The organism is Polaromonas sp. P3_B4, assembly GCF_056402835.1.
The window spans coordinates 821,756-842,080 of sequence record NZ_JBFUGQ010000001.1; the positions used below are offsets into that span (position 1 = coordinate 821,756).

General features: G+C 62.2%; 19 protein-coding genes. 15 read left to right on the plus strand and 4 right to left on the minus strand.

Going from position 1 to position 20,325, the window contains the following annotated elements; all coding sequences use genetic code 11:
* Positions 1-2: 2 nt before the first annotated feature.
* From AC1DVV_RS04050 to AC1DVV_RS04065, 4 genes are all read right to left on the minus strand, one after another.
* Positions 3-980 carry a Bug family tripartite tricarboxylate transporter substrate binding protein gene (locus AC1DVV_RS04050; protein ID WP_457278866.1) on the minus strand — a complete coding sequence of 326 codons (978 nt, stop codon included), beginning with the start codon at positions 978-980 and terminating at the stop codon, positions 3-5.
* A 39-nt stretch (positions 981-1,019) separates the two neighbouring features.
* Entirely contained in the window at positions 1,020-2,009 is a 990-nt protein-coding gene (locus AC1DVV_RS04055; protein ID WP_457278865.1) for a sialic acid TRAP transporter substrate-binding protein SiaP, read from the minus strand.
* A 157-nt stretch (positions 2,010-2,166) separates the two neighbouring features.
* Positions 2,167-3,534 (minus strand): glucarate dehydratase, encoded by a 1,368-nt coding sequence (gene gudD / locus AC1DVV_RS04060; protein WP_477667104.1) that lies wholly within the window; start codon positions 3,532-3,534, stop codon positions 2,167-2,169.
* 65 nt (positions 3,535-3,599) lie between these two features.
* Entirely contained in the window at positions 3,600-4,373 is a 774-nt protein-coding gene (locus tag AC1DVV_RS04065) for a FadR/GntR family transcriptional regulator (RefSeq protein WP_457278863.1), read from the minus strand.
* A 216-nt stretch (positions 4,374-4,589) separates the two neighbouring features.
* On the opposite strand from AC1DVV_RS04065, the gene AC1DVV_RS04070 reads away from it, so the two are divergent.
* From AC1DVV_RS04070 to AC1DVV_RS04140, 15 genes are all read left to right on the plus strand, one after another.
* Positions 4,590-5,399 carry an NAD-dependent epimerase/dehydratase family protein gene (locus tag AC1DVV_RS04070; RefSeq protein ID WP_477667105.1) on the plus strand — a complete coding sequence of 270 codons (810 nt, stop codon included), beginning with the start codon at positions 4,590-4,592 and terminating at the stop codon, positions 5,397-5,399.
* Between the two features lie 9 nt (positions 5,400-5,408).
* Positions 5,409-6,311: an SMP-30/gluconolactonase/LRE family protein gene (locus AC1DVV_RS04075; RefSeq protein WP_457278861.1), complete on the plus strand. Its 903-nt coding sequence runs from the start codon at positions 5,409-5,411 to the stop codon at positions 6,309-6,311.
* 33 nt (positions 6,312-6,344) lie between these two features.
* On the plus strand, positions 6,345-7,328 hold the full coding sequence (locus tag AC1DVV_RS04080; protein WP_457278860.1) for a TRAP transporter substrate-binding protein: 984 nt from the start codon (positions 6,345-6,347) through the stop codon (positions 7,326-7,328).
* Positions 7,329-7,400: 72 nt separating this feature from the next.
* Entirely contained in the window at positions 7,401-7,928 is a 528-nt protein-coding gene (locus tag AC1DVV_RS04085) for a TRAP transporter small permease (protein WP_457278859.1), read from the plus strand.
* Positions 7,928-9,211 carry a TRAP transporter large permease gene (locus AC1DVV_RS04090; RefSeq protein ID WP_457278858.1) on the plus strand — a complete coding sequence of 428 codons (1,284 nt, stop codon included), beginning with the start codon at positions 7,928-7,930 and terminating at the stop codon, positions 9,209-9,211. Before AC1DVV_RS04085 ends, AC1DVV_RS04090 begins: the two co-directional genes overlap by 1 nt.
* Before the next feature lie 3 nt (positions 9,212-9,214).
* Positions 9,215-10,519 carry a glucarate dehydratase family protein gene (locus tag AC1DVV_RS04095; protein WP_457278857.1) on the plus strand — a complete coding sequence of 435 codons (1,305 nt, stop codon included), beginning with the start codon at positions 9,215-9,217 and terminating at the stop codon, positions 10,517-10,519.
* A 30-nt stretch (positions 10,520-10,549) separates the two neighbouring features.
* The gene (locus AC1DVV_RS04100; RefSeq protein WP_477667106.1) at positions 10,550-11,656 is read left to right on the plus strand and encodes a lactonase family protein; all 1,107 of its coding nucleotides are present in this window, start codon (positions 10,550-10,552) and stop codon (positions 11,654-11,656) included.
* Positions 11,656-13,245, plus strand: coding sequence for a galactarate dehydratase (gene garD / locus AC1DVV_RS04105; RefSeq protein WP_477667107.1), 1,590 nt, complete (start codon positions 11,656-11,658; stop codon positions 13,243-13,245). Before AC1DVV_RS04100 ends, garD begins: the two co-directional genes overlap by 1 nt.
* Before the next feature lie 34 nt (positions 13,246-13,279).
* Positions 13,280-14,266 (plus strand): Bug family tripartite tricarboxylate transporter substrate binding protein, encoded by a 987-nt coding sequence (locus AC1DVV_RS04110; protein ID WP_477667108.1) that lies wholly within the window; start codon positions 13,280-13,282, stop codon positions 14,264-14,266.
* 36 nt (positions 14,267-14,302) lie between these two features.
* Positions 14,303-15,085, plus strand: a complete 783-nt coding sequence (gene garL / locus AC1DVV_RS04115) for a 2-dehydro-3-deoxyglucarate aldolase (protein WP_457278853.1) — start codon at positions 14,303-14,305, stop codon at positions 15,083-15,085.
* 66 nt (positions 15,086-15,151) lie between these two features.
* Positions 15,152-16,033 (plus strand): 2-hydroxy-3-oxopropionate reductase, encoded by an 882-nt coding sequence (glxR, locus tag AC1DVV_RS04120; protein ID WP_457278852.1) that lies wholly within the window; start codon positions 15,152-15,154, stop codon positions 16,031-16,033.
* Positions 16,034-16,113: 80 nt separating this feature from the next.
* The gene (locus AC1DVV_RS04125) at positions 16,114-17,079 is read left to right on the plus strand and encodes a Bug family tripartite tricarboxylate transporter substrate binding protein (RefSeq protein ID WP_457278851.1); all 966 of its coding nucleotides are present in this window, start codon (positions 16,114-16,116) and stop codon (positions 17,077-17,079) included.
* 154 nt (positions 17,080-17,233) lie between these two features.
* Entirely contained in the window at positions 17,234-18,202 is a 969-nt protein-coding gene (locus AC1DVV_RS04130) for a TRAP transporter substrate-binding protein (protein WP_477667109.1), read from the plus strand.
* Positions 18,203-18,226: 24 nt separating this feature from the next.
* Positions 18,227-19,303: an aldose epimerase family protein gene (locus AC1DVV_RS04135; protein WP_477667110.1), complete on the plus strand. Its 1,077-nt coding sequence runs from the start codon at positions 18,227-18,229 to the stop codon at positions 19,301-19,303.
* A 52-nt stretch (positions 19,304-19,355) separates the two neighbouring features.
* Complete coding sequence (locus tag AC1DVV_RS04140; RefSeq protein ID WP_457278848.1) at positions 19,356-20,252, plus strand: dienelactone hydrolase family protein; 897 nt, start codon at positions 19,356-19,358, stop codon at positions 20,250-20,252.
* The last annotated feature ends 73 nt before the right edge of the window (positions 20,253-20,325 follow it).

Sequence of the window (20,325 nt, forward strand, 5' to 3'; positions counted from 1 at the left end):
GTTCAGTCAAGCTTGACGTTGGCCGCCTTGATGACTTGCGCCCATTTCTCGACCTCGGCCTTCTGGAAGGCGGAGACCTGCTCGATCGTCATGCTGGACGGTTGCATGCCCAGCCCTTTGAGGCGTTCCTGCATCTCGGGCTGCGCGGTGATTTTCATGATTTCATCGTGCAGCCTGTCAATGATGGGCTTGGGGGTGCCGGTGGGCACAAAAATGGCTTGCCACGAGGCAACCTCAAATCCGGGAACGGATTCGGCCACCGTTGGCACATTCGGCATGGACTCCAGGCGCTTGGCGGAGGTGACCGCCAGCGCACGCACCTTGCCGCTCTGGATATGCGGACCTGCTACGACCGTGGTGTCGAACATCATGTCCACCTGTCCGCCGATCACGTCCTGGATGGCGGGGCCGCTGCCTTTGTAGGGCACATGGATGAACTGGGTGCCCGACTTGAAGCCCAGCAGTTCCAGCGAGAGATGCTGCGACGTGCCGCTGCCGGCCGATGCGGACGAAATGGTTTTGGGTTTGGCCTTCGCGGCGGCCAGCACGTCCTGCAGCGTTTTGTAAGGGCTGTTGGCTCCCACCACCAGCACAACCGGGTTGGTGCCGATGAGCGCCACCGGAGAGAAAGACTTGATCGGGTCGTAGCCCAGTTTCGGGTAAAGGCTCACATTGATAGCGTGCGAGCTGACGGTGCCGCCCAGCATCGTGTAGCCATCTGCCGGTGCGCGGGACGCGACTTCCGAGCCGACGCTACCGCCAGCACCGCCCTTGTTGTCAATCACGATGGTGGTGCCGAGTACCGGCCCGAGTTTTTGGCCAATCAGCCGGCCCAGGATGTCGGTGGTCCCGCCCGCAGGAAAAGGCACGATGAAGGTGATGGGCTTGCTGGGCCACTTGTCTTGCGCCCACACGGGGAGCGCAAGCGCCGGCAGGATGGCGCCGGCAATGGCAGAGTGAAGAAGGGAACGGCGTTTCATGATGTCTCCTGTGTGTTGTCTGGTGGTGTTGGCTGGAACTTACTTGATGGCCTGAATGCGCTCGTACAGGCTCTTGGGCCAGGGGGCATCGGCTGCGGTCAGCGAGGGCAAGACCGCTGCGGCAAAAGGCGCACGGTCTACCTTGTTGACGGTTTTGCCTTTCTTCTCAAACTCGGCGACCAGGCGGTTTTCGGCATCGACGATGTCCTGGCTGGCGCGGCTTGATGCTTCCCAGAGCACCTGGTCAAAGATTTTCCTGTCGGCCTCATTGAGTTTGGTCCAGACCGAGCCCGACACGGCCGTGATCAGCGATTCGGTGATGTGGCCGGTCAGGGTGATGTATTTCTGGACTTCGTAAAACCTTTTGGCCTCGATCGTGGGAAGCGGGTTTTCCTGTGCATCGACCGTGCCGTTTTGCAGCGCCAGGTAGACCTCGGCAAAGGCGATGGGCGTCGGGTTCGCGCCCACGGCCCTTGGGAACATCACAAAAAGTGGTGCGTCGGGCACGCGCAGCTTGAGGCCCTTCATGTCGTCGGGTTTGTTGATGACCTTGTTGGAAGTCATGTGGCGCAGGCCGTAGTAGGTGTAGCCTGCAATATGCTGGCCACCGGTTTTGCTGGCATAACCCTGAGCCAGCTCCTGAAAGATCGGGCCGTTACGGAATGCCTGGAAGTGCGCGTAATCGCGAAACACAAAAGGCGCGGCGGCGATCGACAACGGCGGGTGTGCACGCCCGGCAAAGGCCGCGCCGGTGTAGATGATGTCGACGGTACCCAGTGTCAGGCCCTGGTTGATGTCGGTTTCCTTGCCCAGGGATGAGGCCGGAAAGACCTCCACCACATAGCGGCCGTTGGTCTTCTTCCTGATTTCGTCGGCGGCCCAGACGGCTTGCTTGTGAAAGGTCTCCGAGGTCTCGTAGACGTGAGCCCATTTGAGTTTGGTCTGGGCTGCGGCGGCGCCTGCGCCCAGCGTGCCGGCCAGTGCCAGCAGTGTCGCACCCGCAATGCTGCAAAGGGTTCTGCGTTTCATGTCTTGTCTCCTGATTGTTTTTGTGGCTCAGTGGGTATCGTTGGTGGGGAAAGGGCGCCGCGGTATACCGCCCCCGGCGCCTGGCGTGCAACAAATGTCCCGTGCAATGGGCATGACAGATTTCCGGAACCCTCTAAATTCCGGCGACCTGCTGGATTTATCGAACCATGCAGGGCATCTTGTTGTTGAATTTCCAGTCGGGGATCAGGTACTGCATGGCTACGGCATCGTCGCGCGCACCGAGGCCGTGCTTGAGATAAAGCTGGTGCGCTTTTTCCACTTCGGCCATGTCCAGTTCCACGCCGAGGCCCGGTGTTTGCGGCACCGCAACCTGGCCGCCCACAATTTGCAAGGGGGCCTTGGTCAGGCGCTGGCCATCCTGCCATATCCAGTGCGTGTCAATGGCGGTGACCTTGCCCGGCGCGGCCGCAGCCACATGGGTGAACATGGCCAGGGAAATGTCGAAGTGGTTGTTGGAGTGCGAGCCCCATGTGAGCCCCCAGGTCTGGCAGACCTGCGCGACGCGAACGGAGCCTTGCATGGTCCAGAAATGCGGGTCGGCCAGCGGGATGTCAACCGACTGCAGGTGAATGGTGTGCGACAGCTCGCGCCAGTCGGTGGCGATCATGTTGGTGGCGGTCGGCAGGCCGGTGGCCCGGCGAAACTCCGCCATCACTTCGCGGCCGGAGAACACGCCTTCGGCGCCGCAGGGGTCTTCTGCGTAGGCCAACACATCGCCGCGGCCCTGGCAGATGCGGATGGCATCCTTGAGCAGCCAGCCGCCGTTCGGGTCCAGCGTGATGCGTGCATCGGGAAACCGCTCTGACAGGGCAATGATGGCCTCCATCTCTTCCTCGCCCCGCAGCACGCCGCCTTTGAGCTTGAAATCCTTGAAGCCGTAACGCTTGTAGGCCGCTTCGGCCAATGCCACGATGGCGTCGGCATCCATGGCGGCCTCGTGGCGCAGGCGCAGCCAGTCGTCCTCTGCATCCGGCGCACTGGAATAGGCCAGGTCCGTCTGCTTGCGATCGGCCACATAAAAAAGGTAGCCCAGCATGGCCACTGAATCCCGCTGCTGGCCTTCGCCCAACAGGGCGGCCACAGGTACACCCAGGAATTGACCCAGCAGGTCGAGCAGGGCGCTTTCCACGGCAGTGACGGCATGAATCGCCACGCGAAGGTCAAAGGTCTGGTTGCCGCGGCCGCCGCTGTCGCGGTCCGCAAAACGTGTGCGCAGGGTGTTGAGAATCTGGTTCCACGCGCCTACCGATTGCCCTTCGATCAGTTCACGGGCGTCTTCCAGGGTGTTGCGGATCTTCTCGCCGCCCGGTACTTCACCTACGCCGGTGCGGCCTGAACTATCGGTCAGGATCAGCAGGTTCCGGGTAAAAAATGGGCCGTGGGCACCGCTGAGGTTTAACAGCATGCTGTCTTGGCCGGCCACGGGAATCACCTGCACGCGAGTGATTCGGGGAGTTTGGGAAAGGGCGTGAGGGGCTGTTGCGGGAGCGTTTGAAGCGGGCATACCGGACTTGCTTGTAGGATGGTTGATAAAACAATTTATCAGTTATCGTACAACTCACCGATTATTTATGCAACCAGATTTGTACCCAGGGTGCGAGGTGCCTGAGGTTCGGAAGGCTCTTCGGGTGGCTGCATGGTATGCGCGTTATTGCCCCGGCGAAGCCGTTCACGGCTATTGGACAGATGCGTCCGCATGGCGGCGCGTGCGGCCTCCGCATCCTGATTGCGGATGGCGTTGTAGATGCTCTCGTGCTCGCTGTTGACCCGCTGCAGGTAGTTGAAGCGGCCTTCGGGTGCACTGTGCGCCGTGTTGACGCGAGTGCGCGGAATGATCATGGTGCCCAGGTAGGTCATCAGGTCGGCGAAGTGCCGGTTGCCCGTGGCGCGGGCTACTTCCATATGGAACTGGAAGTCCGGTGGCACGGCGTCGGAGTCCAGGCTGATGGAGTCGTGAAAGGCGCGCAATGCATTTTCCAGGGCCTTGAGGTTTTCTGGCGTTCTCCTCTGGGCGGCAAGGCCGGCGGCTTCGGTTTCCAGGCTGATACGCAGCTCCAGCACCGAGATCACATCGGCCACGGTGGCAAAGTCCTCGGCGGTGATCTTGAAGTTGCCGGCGTCCTGCGGTTGCAGGACAAAGGTGCCGATGCCGTGCCGGGTTTCGACCAGCCCCGAGGCCTGGAGCTTGGACAGCGACTCACGCACCACGGTCCGGCTCACGTCAAAACGAGCCATGATTTCGGCTTCTGTGGGCAGTTTTTCGCCCGGCTGCAGGTGACCTGAACGGATGCTGGTGGCCAGATTTTCGACGATCTCACCCACCAGTCCGCGGGGGCGGCGCATGCGTAACGGCTCTTCGTGAAAGCCAACCGTAAGGCCTGCCTCGGAGCGACTAGGGGTTTTCCTTGAGTCCATTAAAAAACCATTGACAAGCTAGGGGGCGAACTGGAGAATTCCAAGTCATCAGACAACCTATGACTGCGATGTTCTTGGGTTGACTTTAACAAACTTCATAAAAAAGTCCAGTGTTTGCAATCGCACCGGGCACAGATGTAAAAAATGACCATCAAAGTTCACGAAAAGCTCTTGTTGACCGGCGCGGCTGGTGGCTTGGGCAAGGCCTTGCGCGAGCGCCTGAAAGCCAATTGCTCGGTACTCCGGCTGTCCGACGTGCAGTCTTTCGGTGCTGCCGCGGTCAACGAGGAGGTGATTCTGGCCGACCTGGCCGATTCCGCTGCCGTCCACACCATGGTTCAGGGTGTTGATGCGATTGTTCATCTGGGCGGTGTCTCGGTAGAAGGGCCCTTTGGCCCCATCCTGCAGGCCAATATCCTGGGCGCCTATAACTTGTATGAGGCCGCGCGCAAGAACGGCGTCAAACGCATCGTCTTTGCCAGCTCCAATCACGTCACCGGTTTTTACCGCCAGGACCAGACCATCAATGCCGACCATCCGCCGCGGCCCGACGGTTTGTACGGCCTGAGCAAAGCCTTCGGTGAAGATCTCTCGCGCCTGTACTTTGACCGCTACGGCATTGAAACCGCTTGCGTGCGCATCGGCTCTTCGTTTGCCGAGCCCAAAGACCGCCGCATGCTGGCGACCTGGCTGAGCTTTGACGACCTGCACCGCTTGATTACCGCCTGCCTGACCACGCCGGTGCTGGGCCACAGCATTGTGTTTGGCATGTCCGACAACGCCGTCACCTGGTGGGACAACAGCCGCGCACGCCACATCGGTTATGTGCCGAAAGACAGCTCGGACATCTTTCGCGAGGCCGTCTACGCCCGAACCGCTGCACCTGACCTGAAAGACCCGGTCGCCCAGTACCAGGGTGGTGGCTTTGTCGTGGCCGGCCCTTTCGGCGACTGAGTGGCCAGGATGAACACGAGTGAATCTCACGTTGAGCTGATTCTGGATGCGCGCAATGGCACGGGGGAAAGCCCTGTCTGGCAGGCCGCCGAACAAGCGCTCTATTGGGTTGATATTCCGGCGCGCAGGCTGTGCCGCTGGAGCGTGGCCGAAGGCGTTCTCACTGAATGGGCCGCTCCTGAAATGCTGGCCTGCGTTGCTTCGATAGGCGGCACGCAGGACTGGGTTGCAGGCGCTGAAAGCGGCGTGTTCCGCCTGAGTCCACGGGCGGATGGCCAGCTTGGGTTCAAGCAGCTTGCCGCCGTTACGCATGCCATGCCCGGCATGCGCTTCAACGATGGCCGTTGTGACCGTCAGGGGCGCTTTCTTGCCGGTACCATGTTGATGAATATGGCTGCCGGCGCACGTGTGGGTTGTATCTATAGCTATAAAAAAGATAGCGAACTGAAAAAACTCCTGGACGGTTTCATCACGCCGAACGGTATGGCCTTCAGCCCCGACGGCCGTACCATGTACCTGTCGGACTCGCATCCGTCGGTACAGGCCATCTGGGCCTTTGACTACGACACCGACACTGGCACGCCATCAAACCGGCGCGTCTTTGTCGACATGAACCCGCTGCCCGGCCGTCCGGATGGCGCGGCTGTCGATGCCGACGGCTGCTACTGGATTTGCGGCAACGATGCCGGCCTGATCCATCGTTTCACCCCCGCCGGCAAGCTGGACCGCTCGCTGGCCGTGCCGGTGAAAAAACCTGCCATGTGCGCCTTTGGCGGCGCCGGGCTTGACACCCTGTTCGTGACGTCGATACGCCCTGAAGGTGTCGACTTATCTGACCAGCCGCTGGCCGGCGGTGTGTTCGCGTTGCGCCCCGGCGTGCGCGGGCTGCCCGAGCCGCAGTTTTCCCGCTAGTTATTTATAAACCGGTCCTTCAAGGAGACAACCATGACCTTCCGCAGAAACTTTATCGCCGCAGCCGTTGCGGCAGTCGCATTGGCCACATCGTTTACTGCCTCGGCGCAGAACATCGTGCTCAAGGCATCTGACACGCACCCGGCGGGTTATCCGACGGTTGTCGCCGTCGAGAACATGGGCAAGAAGCTTGAAGCCCAGACCAATGGCCGCATCAAGATGCAGATGTTCCCCGGCGCCGTGCTGGGTCAGGAAAAGGAAACCGTCGAGCAGACCCAGCTCGGCGCCTTGCAAATCAACCGCATCTCGCTGGGCGTGATCGGCCCCATCGTGCCGGAAGTTGACGTGTTCAACATGCCTTTCGTTTTCCGCGACATCCCGCACATGCGCAAAGTGATCGACGGCCCGATCGGCGACGAACTGCTGGCCAAGGTCACTGCCAGCCCGGCGCGCCTGGTTGCCCTCGGCTGGATGGACGGCGGCGCACGCAGCCTGTACACCAAGAAGCTGGTCAAATCCCCCGCCGACCTCAAGGGCGTGAAGGTCCGCATGATGGGCAATCCGCTGTTTGTCGACACCATGAACGCCATGGGCGGCAACGGCATTTCCATGGCTTACGGCGAAGTGTTCAGCGCACTGCAGACCGGCGTGATCGACGGTGCGGAAAACAACCCGCCCAGCATGTTCACTTCCAACCATTACACCGCCGGTGCCAAGTACTACGCCCAAACCAATCACCTGATCATTCCAGAACTGCTGGTGATGTCCAAGGTGACATGGGACAAACTCACGCCAGCCGACCAGGCCCTGGTCAAGAAGCTGGGCCGTGAGGCACAGCTGGAACAGCGCGTACTGTGGGACAAGAGCGTCGAGGAATACTCGGCCAAACTGAAGGCCGCGGGTGTCGAGTTTGTGCCGGTGGACCAGAAGCTGTTCTTTGATGCCACGGCGCCCGTGCGCGCCAAGTACGGCGTGAAGTTTGCTGACCTGATGAAGCGTATCGACGCAACCAAATAAGCGTTGCTCCCGGGCCCAGGTGCGCTGCCGACGCGGCGCGCCCGGGCCGTCTTGCCGTATTGCGGAAATACCATGAAACACCATACCCTTCGCTTCAACGACTGGCTGTACCTTGCGTGCATCTGGATCTCGGGCCTGTCCATCTTTCTCATGTCGCTGATCATTCCATGGGGCATCTTCACACGTTACGTGCTGGGCACCGGTTCGCAGTGGCCGGAGCCCATTTCAATTTTGTTGATGGTGATCTTTACCTTCTTCGGCGCCGCTGCCGGCTACCGCGCCAACGCTCATATTTCTGTAGCCATGGTTACAGACCGTATGCCCGAACAAATGCGCAGCGTCGTTGCCTGGCTGATGGACATCTTGATGGCGGTGGTATCCGTCTTCATGGCCTATTACGGCGCCAAGCTCTGCATGCAGACCTGGGGCCAGTACATCGGCGAAATCCCCTGGATGCCGGTGGGTGCGACCTATCTCCCGCTGCCCCTAGGTGGCCTGATTACGCTTATCTTTGTACTTGAACGCATGGCGCTGGGCCATCAGGGTGACCGCGAAGTTGTCACCTACGACCACGAAAAAATTGAAGGCGAGGCCCTCTGATGGATGCATTTGTTCTGCTGGGGTCTTTTCTCCTGCTCATGGTTCTGGGCCTGCCGGTGGCTTATGCGCTGGGCTTGTCCGCGCTGATTGGCGCCTGGTGGATAGACATCCCGCTGGACGCGGTGATGATCGCGATCTCCAGCGGCGTCAACAAGTTTTCGCTTCTGGCGATTCCCTTTTTCGTACTGGCCGGCGCCATCATGGCCGAGGGCGGCATGTCCCGCCGGTTGGTGGCGTTTGCCAGTGTGCTGGTCGGTTTTGTGCGCGGCGGCCTGTCGCTGGTCAATATCCTGGCCTCAACTTTCTTCGGCGCCATTTCCGGCTCGTCGATGGCAGACACGGCCTCCATCGGTTCGGTGTTGATTCCCGAGATGGAGAAAAAGGGCTACCCGCGCGACTTCGCTACGGCGGTCACCGTCAGCGGCTCGGTGCAGGCCATCCTGATCCCGCCCAGCCACAACGCAGTGATTTATTCGCTGGCCGCCGGCGGCGGCGTGTCGATCGCGGCGCTGTTTCTCGCGGGTGTGCTGCCTGGCTTGCTGCTGGGTCTGACCCTGGCTGTCATGTGTCTGTTCATCGCGAAGAAACGCGACTTTCCCAAGGGCCGCGTCATCCCCATGCGCGAGGCGCTGAAGATTTGCGCCGATGCGCTTTGGGGCCTGATGACCATGGTCATCATCCTGGGCGGCATTCTGTCGGGCATTTTCACGGCCACCGAATCGGCCGCCATTGCCGTGATCTGGGCCTTCTTTGTGACCATGTGCATTTACCGCGACTACAAGTGGCGCGACCTGCCCAAGCTGGTACACCGCACGGTCAAGACCCTGTCCATCGTCATGATCCTGATCGCGTTTGCCGCGAGCTTCGGCTACATCATGACGTTGATGCAGATTCCGCAGCAGATCACCGGCATGTTTACCAGCGTCTCGAACAACAAGTATGTGGTACTGCTGATGATCAACGTGCTGCTGCTGATTCTGGGCACGCTGATGGACATGGCGCCGCTGATCCTGATCATGACGCCCATCCTGTTGCCCGTGGTTACCCAGCTCGGCGTGGACCCGGTGCATTTCGGCATGATCATGATGGTCAACCTCGGCATGGGCCTGATCACGCCACCCGTGGGCGGCGTGCTGTTTGTCGGCGCGGCGGTAGCCAAACTTCCCATCGAAAAAGTGGTGCGGGCGCTGTACCCCTTCTTTGGCGCGCTGTTGCTGGTGCTGTTCATGGTGACCTACGTGCCGGCGCTGTCGCTGTGGTTGCCCAACCTGCTGCTCAAGTAATTCATGTCCGTATTGAAGATCACCGCGGTTCGCATCACGCCCATTGCCTTTCGCGACCCGCCGCTCCTGAACGCGGCCGGTATTCACGAGCCCTGGGCGTTGCGGTCCATCATCGAGCTGGAAACCGACTCCGGCCTGGTCGGCATTAACGAAAGTTACGGTGACTTGCCGATGCTCGAGGCGCTGGCCAAGGTCGCGCCCACGCTCGTTGGCCTGTCGCCCTGGGCTCTCAGCGAGATGGAGTCGCGCGTTGCCGGTCAGGTCACGCCGCCGGTGCAGACCGCATCGGAATTTCTCGGCCAGCAGGTGTCGCTGGCGCCGGGCACCCATGTGTCCAAGACCGTGGCCAAGGTCGTCAGCGCCTTTGAGGTCGCCATGCTGGACCTGCAGGGACAACTGGCTGGCGCACCGGTGGTGGACCTGCTGGGCGGTGCGGCGCGCGACCGCGTACCGTTTTCGGCCTACCTGTTCTACAAGTATGCGCAGCACATCGACAAGCCTGCTTCTTCCGGATATCCGGCCGACCCTTGGGGTGAAGCGCTCACACCACCCCAACTGGTGGCCCAGGCGCGCCGGATGATTGCAGAGTACGGCTTCAAGAGCATCAAGCTCAAGGCCGGTGCGCTTGCGCCGGATCAGGAAGCTGCGGGCCTGCTGGCGCTTGCCGAGGCTTTCCCCGGGGTGCCCCTGCGCATCGACCCCAATGCCAACTGGAGCGTGGCGACCAGCCTGAAGATTGTGGAAAAGCTGCGCGGCGTGCTCGAGTACTACGAAGACCCTGCCCCCGGCCTGGAGGGCATGGCGGCCGTGGCGCGCGACTGCGAGGTGCCGCTGGCCACCAACATGGTGGTGACTGATTTCGCCGAGTTCCGCCGCAACGCCGAGATGGGCTGCCCGGTCAAGATCGTGCTGAGCGACCACCACTACTGGGGCGGCCTGCGCGTCACGCAGCAGTTGTCGCGGCTGTGCAGCACCTTTGGCCTGGGCCTGTCGATGCACAGCAACTCGCACCTCGGCATCAGCCTGATGGCGATGACCCACCTGTGCGCCAGCGTGCCGCTGCTGACTTACGCCTGTGACACCCACTATCCCTGGCAGGACGAGGAAGTGGTGGAGGGCGGCCGCCTGCGCTTCGAGGACGGCAGCCTGCGCGTGACGACCACCCCCGGCCTGGGTGTGACGCTGGACCGCACGGCTTTGGCGCGCCTGCACGACAACTACCTGAACTGCGGCATCCGCAACCGCGACGACCTCGCGCAGATGCGCAAATACGACCCCGCATTCACCGGCGCGCAACCCCGCTATTGAACGGCGCCCATCCGCAGGACAACTTCAACCATGAAACAAGGACTTGCCATGATTCCAGCCTCGTTGCGCACTTCGTTTCTGCTGCTCGCCGGCGCGGGCCTGATCGCCGCCACCGGTGCCGCCAGCGCGGCCACCTGGGTGTACGTTGCCAATGCCGACAGCCAGGACATCTCGGTGATGCAGCTGGACCGCGCGGCAGGTGCCCTCAAGCCGGTGGCCACCGTACCCGTGGGCGGCACGGCCATGCCCATGGTGGTGAGCCGTGACAAAAAATTCCTCTACGTGGCGCTGCGCTCGCAGCCGTTTCGTGTCGTGACTTTCGCCATCGACGGGGCCACGGGTGGCTTGAAGAAGCTGGGCGAATCCACGCTGGCCGACAGCATGGCCAACATCGACCTCGACGCGACCGGCAAGTGGCTGTTCGCCGCCTCGTACGGCGGCAACAAGATCACCGTGAACAGCATGGGCGCCGACGGCGTCGTGGGTGCGGTGCAGCAAATCGTGAGAACCGCGCCCAATGCGCATGCCATCCATGCCGACGCTTCGGGCAAGTACGTTTTCGCCACCAGCCTGGGCGGGGACAACCTCTCGAGCTGGAAGTTCGACCCGGCAACCGGTGTGCTTTCGGCCAACGACCCCGCGCTCATCAACGTCGCCCCGGCTAAAACCGGCCCGCGTCACTTCGTGTGGGACAAGCCGCAAAAATACGTTTATCTGCTCAACGAGCTGGATGGTGGCGTGGACGTGTTCAGCTATGACGCCGGCAGAGGCGCAATGAGCCATCTGCAGCGCAGCACCGTTGTGCCGCCGGGCTTTGCCGGCAAGGTGTGGGCGGCCGATCTGCAGATTTCGCCAGACGGCAAATTCCTCTACGGCTCCGAGCGTACTTCGAGCACGCTGACCACCTTCAAGGTCGACCCTGCCACGGGCCGGATCGCGGTGGTCGGCCAGACGCCGACCGAGAAGACACCGCGCGGCTTCGCGGTGGACTCGACCGGCCGCTTCCTGATCGCTACCGGCCAGGACTCGCACGGCGTGTCGCTGCATGCCATCGATCCCGTCACCGGCCTGCCGGGCGCGGGCAAGAGCCAGCCTGGCGGCAAGAACCCGAACTGGGTCGAGATCGTGGACTTCTGATGAACGCACTCGCCCCCCGTCCACCGCTGTACATCCGCATGCACGATGCGGACAACGTCGCCATCGTCTCCAACGACGGCGGACTGCCGGCTGGCGCAGTGTTTGCCGATGGGTTGACGCTGGTCGAGCGGGTTCCCCAAGGGCACAAGGTGGCGCTGATTGACTTGCCCAAGGGCACGGCAGTTCTGCGCTACAACGTGCCGATTGGCTACGCACTGAAAGATATTTCCGCCGGCAGCTGGGTGCACGAGCGCCTGCTCGCCATGCCCGACGCGCGGGGCCTCGAAGGCCTGCCGATCGCCACCGTCAAGCCACCGTTACAGGCCCCGCTGGAGGGCTACACCTTCGAGGGTTACCGCAATGCGGATGGTTCCGTCGGCACCCGCAACATCCTGGCCATCACCACCACGGTGCAGTGCGTGGCCGGCGTGGTGGACTTCGCCGTCAAGCGCATCAAGGACGAGTTGCTGCCGAAGTTTCCCAACGTCGACGACGTGGTCGGCCTGGAACACACCTACGGCTGCGGTGTCGCCATCGACGCCCCCGACGCCATCATCCCGATACGCACGCTGCGCAACATCAGCCTGAACCCCAACTTCGGCGGCGAGGTGATGGTGGTCAGCCTGGGCTGCGAAAAGCTCCAGCCCGAGCGCCTGATGCCGCCCGGCACCATCCAGATCGTCGACGAACGCAGCGTGGCCGACGTCGGCATCAGCGCCGAAGCGCCGCTTGATGTGGTGTGCCTGCAGTCCGAGAACCATGTCGGCTTCATGTCCATGATCGATTCCATCATGCAGGCGGCCGTGCTGCACCTGGAAAAGCTCGATGCGCGCCGCCGTGAAACCGTGCCCGCCAGCGAACTGGTGGTTGGTGTGCAGTGCGGCGGCAGCGATGCCTTCTCCGGCGTCACCGCCAACCCGGCGGTCGGTTTTTGCACCGACCTGCTGGTGCGCGCCGGTGCCAGCGTGATGTTTTCCGAAACCACCGAGGTCCGCGACGGCATCGACCAGCTCACCTCGCGCGCGGCCACGCCGGAAGTGGCACAGGCCATGATTCGCGAGATGGCCTGGTACGACGCCTACCTGCAAAAAGGCCTGGTCGACCGCAGCGCCAACACCACGCCCGGCAACAAGAAGGGCGGCCTGTCCAACATCGTCGAAAAAGCCATGGGCTCCATCGTCAAGTCCGGCAGCTCGCCCATCAGCGGCGTGTTGGCGCCCGGTGAAAAGCTCAAGCGCAAGGGACTGACCTACACCGCCACGCCGGCCAGCGACTTCATCTGCGGCACCTTGCAGCTCGCCGCCGGCATGAATTTGCATGTGTTCACCACCGGCCGCGGCACACCTTACGGCCTGGCCGAATGCCCGGTGATCAAGGTCGCCACCCGCAGCGATCTGGCGCGCCGCTGGCACGACCTGATGGACATCAACGCCGGCCGCATTGCCGACGGCGACGCCAGCATCGAAGACGTGGGCTGGGAGATGTTCCACCTCATGCTCGAAGTGGCCAGCGGCCGCAAGAAGACCTGGGCTGAACACTGGAAGCTGCACAACGCGCTGGTGCTGTTCAACCCCGCACCCGTGACCTGATTTTTCGTTCAAAAACACGCAAGGAGACATCATCATGCAACGCCGTACCCTGATCCACACTGCCATCGCCGCAGCTGCCGGCGGCCTGTCGGCCCTCTCTGCATTTGCGCAAGGCGCCTGGCCCACTGGCAAGACCATCACCTATGTTGTGCCGTTCCCGCCCGGCGGCAACACCGACACGCTGGCCCGCCTGATCGCGCAGCCGCTGTCCACCGCGCTCGGCACGCCCATCGTCATCGACAACAAGGGCGGCGCCGGTGGCAGCGTGGGTTCGGCCATCGCGTCGCGCGCACCGGCCGACGGCTACACGCTGCTGGGCGGCACCATCAGCTCGCACTCGATCAACGTCAGCCTCTACAGCACGCCCATCGGCTACGACCCGGTGAAATCCTTCGCGCCCGTCGCCATGCTGGGCGTGAGCCCGCTGCTGCTGGTGGTGCCGGCCAGCAGCCCGCTGCGCACCCTGGACGACGTGCTCAAGGCCGCCCGCGCCAAGAACGGCGGCCTGAGCTCGGGCTCGCCGGGCATCGGCACCTCGCCGCACATGGCGCTGGAGCTGTTGGCCAGCCAGTCGGGCGTCAAGTTCACCCATGCGCCGTACAAGGGCTCGGCGCCCGCGGTGCAGGACCTGATAGGGGGCCAGCTCGACATGATGTTCGACACCAGCCTGATCGTCGGCCCACACATCCAGAGCGGCAAGCTGCGCCCGATTGCCGTCACCGGCGGCCAGCGCGTGCCCAGCTACCCGAATGTGCCGACCATCGCCGAGAGCGGCCAGAAGGGCTTCGACATGGTGTCCTGGCAGGCCTTGTTTGTCCCCGCGAACACACCACAAGCCGTGGTCGACCGTCTGCACGCCGAAGTGATGAAGGTGCTGGCTCAGCCCGAGGTTCAGGCCAAGCTCAAGGTGTTCGGCATGGAGCCCTCCAGCATGACGCCCGCGCAGTTGCTCGAGTATCAGAAAACCGAGGTCGACAAGTGGGCCAAGGTCATCAAGGCCGCCAACATCAAGGCCGAATAAGCCCGTACCCCTTTCAGAGAGCAACAGCAAACCACCATGACACAACCCACGCCTTACCAATCCTTTCCCAACAGCTTCAAGCGCGACCTGCTGGCCGGCAAAAAACTGATCGGCTGCTGGTCCTCGCTGTCCAACGCCATCACCACCGAGGTGCTGGGCGTGGCCGGCTTCGACTGGATCCTGCTTGACGGTGAACATTCGCCCAACGACATGGCCACTTACATCCCGCAGCTGATGGCGCTGAAGGACAGTGTCAGCGCACCCGTGGTGCGCCCGACCAGCAATAACTCGGTTGAGCTCAAGCGCCTGCTCGACGCCGGCTTCTACAACTTCCTGATTCCCTTTGTCGAAAGCGCCGAGCAGGCTGTCAGCGCCGTTGCCGCCACGCGTTATCCGCCCCAGGGCATTCGAGGTGTCTCGGTATCCCAGCGCAGCAACAAGTACGGCACGGTGCCGGACTACCTCAAGTCCATCAACGACCACATCTGCGTGATGGTGCAGATCGAAAGCATCGCCGGCACGGCGGCTGCTGACGAGATCGCCGCCACCCCGGGTGTCGACTGCATGTTTGTCGGCCCGTCCGACCTGGCCGCCGGACTGGGCCACCTCGGCAATGCCGGGCACCCGGAGGTGCAGGCCGCCATGGTGAAAATTTTTGCCGCCGCCAAGGCGCACGGCAAGCCGGTCGGCATCCTGGCGCCGGTGGAAGCCGACGCACGCCGCTACATGGAGATGGGCGCAACTTTTGTCGGCGTCGGCAGCGATCTCGGCGTGTTCCGTGGCGCCACGCAGGCCCTGCGCGACAAATACCTCGCCTGATTTTTCTGTCATCCCTGACCGCGCGGCCGGGGCTACCGCTATTTTTTACGAACAAGGAACATTTTTATGAGCAAGCTTGGTTTTATCGGCCTGGGCATCATGGGCGCGCCGATGGCTGCGCACCTGATTGCGGCGGGACACGAGGTTTTCATGAACACGCGGAGCAAAGTGCCTGCGGCTCTCTTGACGGGCAAGGGCAAGGCCTGCGATTCCATCGCCGACGTAGTAAAGCAGGCGGACATCATTTTCCTGATGTTGCCCGACACCCCCGACGTGGAGAACGTGCTGTTTGGCGAGGGCGGAGTGGCCTCGGCGCTGACCAAAGGCAAGACAGTGGTCGACATGAGCTCCGTCTCGCCGATGGACACCAAAGAGTTCGCCAAAAGGATCAATGCCCTGGGTTGCGACTACCTGGACGCCCCGGTGTCGGGCGGTGAAGTCGGCGCCAAAGCTGCGAGCCTGACCATCATGGTGGGCGGTCCGCAGGCCGCGTTTGACCTCGTCAAGCCGTTGTTCGAGCTGATGGGCAAGAACATCACCCTGGTGGGCGGCAACGGCGACGGCCAGACCTGCAAGGTGGCGAACCAGATCATCGTGGCGCTGAACATTGCGGCCGTGGGCGAAGCCCTGCTGTTTGCCAGCAAGGCTGGCGCCGATCCAGCCAAAGTGCGCCAGGCGCTGATGGGCGGTTTTGCCTCGTCGCGCATTCTGGAAGTTCATGGCGAACGCATGATCAAGCGCACCTTTGCGCCGGGCTTCCGTATCGGCTTGCACCAGAAAGATTTGAACCTCGCGCTCAGCGGTGCACGTACGCTGGGTCTGGCTTTACCGCAAACGGCGGGCGCCGCCCAGCTGATGCAGGCCTGTGCCGCCAACGGCATGCAGGACCTGGACCATTCCGCTCTGGTGCGTGCGCTTGAACTTCTGGGCAACCACGAAGTCGCGTAACTCATCCGCATGAAGAGCCCACAGAGGCTCACGGCGCAGCTGGTGGAGGACACCGCTTTTTCATACATCCGGAGACGAACATGCCGATCAATCGACGAGAGCTTATGGCTGCTTCACTGGCTTTGGGGACTGGCGCTGCGAGCGCGCAGGCTTCATGGCCGTCCAAACCCATACGCCTGGTGGTGCCGTACCCACCCGGCGGTTCTTCAGACATCATCGCGCGCGCCATTGCGCAGCCTCTGTCCGAGGCGCTCAAGCAGTCGGTCATCGTGGACAACAAGGCCGGCGCCAACGGTAACCTGGGCGCCGACATCGTGGCCAAGTCAGCACCCGACGGCTACACGCTGCTGCTGTGCGACACCGGCGCTCTGGCCATCAGCCCTTCGGTCTATCCCAAGCTGGGTTTCGACCCGACCAAGGACTTGCGTGGCGTCACGATGCTGGCCTATTCGCCGCACCTGCTGGTGGTTCATCCCTCGGTGCCCGCCAGCAATCTCAAGGAGCTCGTAGCGCTCTCGCACAAGACCGACCTGAACTTTGCGGTAACGGCCATGGGCAGCGCGCCGCACCTGGCTGGTGTCGCGGTCGAGCGGGCGAGCAAGGCGAAGTGGCAGTACATCCCCTACAAGGGCGGTTCGCAGGCCGTCAGCGATACGATCGCCGGCCAGACCCAGGTGTTGATGAACGGCATGCTGGCCACCTTGCCGCATGTGCAAAGCGGGAAGCTGAAGATCCTGGGTGTTTCCAAGAGCACGCGCATGCCGCTGATTGGCAATGTGCCGACGCTGGCGGAGCAGGGTCTTGCCAACTTCGAGTCGGGCACCTGGCAGGGCTTGCTGGTGGCCAACGGTACGCCGGCAGCCGTCATCAATCGCCTCAACACCGAGCTCATCAAGATCATCCGCAGCCCGGACATCCGCGCCAAGCTGGCGGGGCAGGGCGCCGAGGTCGTGACCATGACACCGGCACAGCAGGATGTTTTTTTCAACCAGGAGCGCAGCCGATGGGCCAAAGTTGTTGCAGAAGCAAACATCAAACTGGACTGAAAAATCGTTGCGTGACTTAGTGGTGATATTGCCTGATATCTTTGGGTTGTGAGCGCGCATCCGTGGGAATATCGAGCAAGGGATTCAATTTTGAAAAGAAACGAGTCGGCCCATCAGAGGCTGGCCGTTATTAGCCACGCCAGGAGACAAAAACATGCGGACTTCATTCAAGGGGCTTTTGTGCCTCTCTTTTGCCCTATGCGCGAGCGCCACTGTGGCTCAGACCAAGCTGCGGGCATGGAACATTCATCCCGATGGCTATCCGGTATCGGAGGCCATGAAGAGTTTCGTGGAGCAGGTGGCCAAGAGCACCAGTGGCCGCTATAACATCGAGCTCTTCAACAGCGGCACCCTTGGCGACCAGCCCAAGGCCGTGCAGATGCTCAAGAGCGGCGAGATTGACGTGGCTGAGTTCAGTTCCGGTCCGCTGTCGGACGCCGTGCCGGGCATCAAGGTGCTGAACCTGCCCTTCCTGTTCACTGATTCCGCGCACATGTTTCGCCATCTGGACGGCAAGCTGGGTGAGCGTTTTGCCGCCAACCTGAAGGCCGCCGGCTTCGTTGTGCTGGGCTGGTATGACGGCGGTGGCCGTTCTTTTTACTGCGTCAAGCCCGTCAACAATATCAGGGACCTGGCCAGCATGAATATTCGTGTCCAGCAGTCCGAAATTTACATCGAGATGGTGAAGCTGATGGACGCCAAGCCGGTGGCCTTGCCCTTCAAGGACGTATTGGCCGCCCTGGAGCAGGGCAAGGTGGATTGCGCCGAGAACAACTTGCCTTCGTATGAGTCCACCGGACACTTCAAGGTGGCCAAAAACGTTTACGTCACCAACCATGTGATCTCGCCCGAGGCCCTGGTCGTCTCGACCAAGCTGTGGGAAAAACTCAGCAAAGAAGACAAAGCCGCGTTCACCGAGGCCGGCGTCAAGTCCGCCATCCTGATGCGCGAGCTGTGGAACAAACGGGTGGCCGCGGCCCTGGAGACCACGACCAAGCAGGGTTCGCAGTTCGTCAAGGTCAGGGATGCATCGCCCATGGTCAGGCGCATGGGGCCTTTGTATGGAAAATACATGGCGGACCCGACCACACGCGAAGAGTTGCTGACGATTATTTCGAAGTGAGCGTCCCAGACACCGTGCATTGCCATGCTGCTTGACCCCACACGATTTGTACGAGAGCTCGGTGGCAAGCCCACCGCGTTGTTCACGTTGCGCAACGGTCAAGGCATGACTGTGTGCGTGACAAACTACGGCGCAAAGATCGAGCAAGTACTGGTGCCGGGCCGGGATGGCCGCTTTGACGACGTGGTGCTGGGCTACGACAGCATCGACGGCGTGATCGGCGGAGCGCCCTCGGTGGGGGCCTTCATCGGGCGCTATGCAGGCCGTATTGGCCATGCGCGCTTCACGCTGGGTGGCAAGGAGCATGTGCTGGCCGCCAACAACGGCCTGCACTGCTTGCACGGCGGCGTGAAAGGCTCGCGTTTTCGGGTATTCGATACGGTGCAGTGCAGCGATTCCAGCGTTGAAATGCGTTATGTGTTTGCCGACGGGGAAGAGGGCTTTCCGGGCGCGATGGCACTGCGCCTGACCTACAGCGTGACCGAGGCAAACGAGCTGGTGCTCGACTACGAGGCGCTCGCGCTGGATACACCCACGGTGGCCAATCTCACCACGCATGCTTTTTTCAATCTCGAAGGCGCGGGAAGTCGTAACGCGCTGGAGCATGAGGTCACGATTTGCGCCAGCCGCTATTTCGAGATGGCGCCTGACCTCATCGCGACAGGCAGGTTGCTGCCGGTGGAAGGAACGCCGTTTGATTTGCGCAAGCCGGTCGTGCTGAGCAAGCGGGTGCGCGGCTTGCAAGCCGAGGCTGGTATTGGCCTCGTCGCCGGGTATGACGACTGTTTTGAGATTGACCGCTCTGCCGCCAGTGATGAAGATCTGGCGCTATGCGCGCGCGTGAGTGCACCCATTAGCGGGCGGGTGATGGAAGTCTGGTCGACCGAGCCCACCATGCAGTTCTACACCGGTCTTGTGGCAGGCGAGCCGCTGGCCGGCGGGCCGGGCAAGGGCGGCAGGCAATACGCGCAGCAGCAAAGCCTGTGCTTTGAGCCGCAAGGGTACCCCAACGCACCCAATGTGCCGGCATTTCCTTCCGCCGTACATGAGCCGGGACAGCGCCGCCAGGGCCGCACGCTCTACCGCTTCGGCACTTCTTAGGCGAGTGCGTTCCGCATGTCAAAATGCTCCGGCAACAAGCAAGGAGCTGAGCATGCGATGGTGGAAACTGGCGTGGATGTTTGGGATGGTGTGGGCGGCGCAGACGACCGGCATGCCCGCATGGGCGCAGCAGCCCGAGCGCGTGCCGCCGCAGATCGTCAAACTGCCTCTGCTGATCGACGGTAAACAGTATGAGGTTGTCACCCATCTCTACAAGCCCGCGGGCGAAGGTCCGTTTCCGCTGGTGATCTTTTCCCACGGGCGAGCGCCGTCGCGCGTTGACAGGGCCAAGCTTGAGTATCCGGTGCTGGTCGGGCACGCCAACTACTGGCTTCGCAAGGGTGTTGCCGTGGTTGCCCCGGTACGGCCGGGATACGGGGATACCGGGGGCTCCGACAGGGAGGACTCCGGCATCCGGTGGAGCGGCAAGGTTTGCACCGGCGATGCCGACTTCATGCGTGTGGCCAGCCACGCGGGCCAGACAGTAGTCGCGTTGCACCAATGGGCGCTGCAGCAGCCCTGGGTGCGCAAGGACAGGGTGCTGCTCGAAGGGCAGTCGGTGGGCGGCATGACGACGGTGTCGGTCGCGGCGCTCAATCTGCCGGGCGTCGTCGGCGCCGTCAATTTCGCGGGCGGCTCCGGCGGTAATCCGGAAGACTCCCCGGCCAGGAGTTGCAAGCCCGAGAACATGGGTAAAACCTATGGTGAACTCGGCAAGCTGGTCAAGGTGCCCAACCTGTGGCTCTACGCCGAGAACGACCAGTTCTGGGGAGCCGAGGCGCCCCGCGGATGGCACGAGGCCTTCAGGGCAGGCGGCAGCGACACGCAGTTCGTCCAGACGGGCCCGGTGCCAGGGCATGATGGGCATTCGCTGCTGACCTACGGTGGCAATATGTGGTCGGTGCCGCTCGATGCGTTCGTGCGCAAGGTAGGGCTGACGGCACCTTGAATTTCAAACGGGCATAAAAAAGCCCGGCACCTTCCGGGGCCGGGCTCTCAAGAGGCTTTGAGGAAAAAGCAGC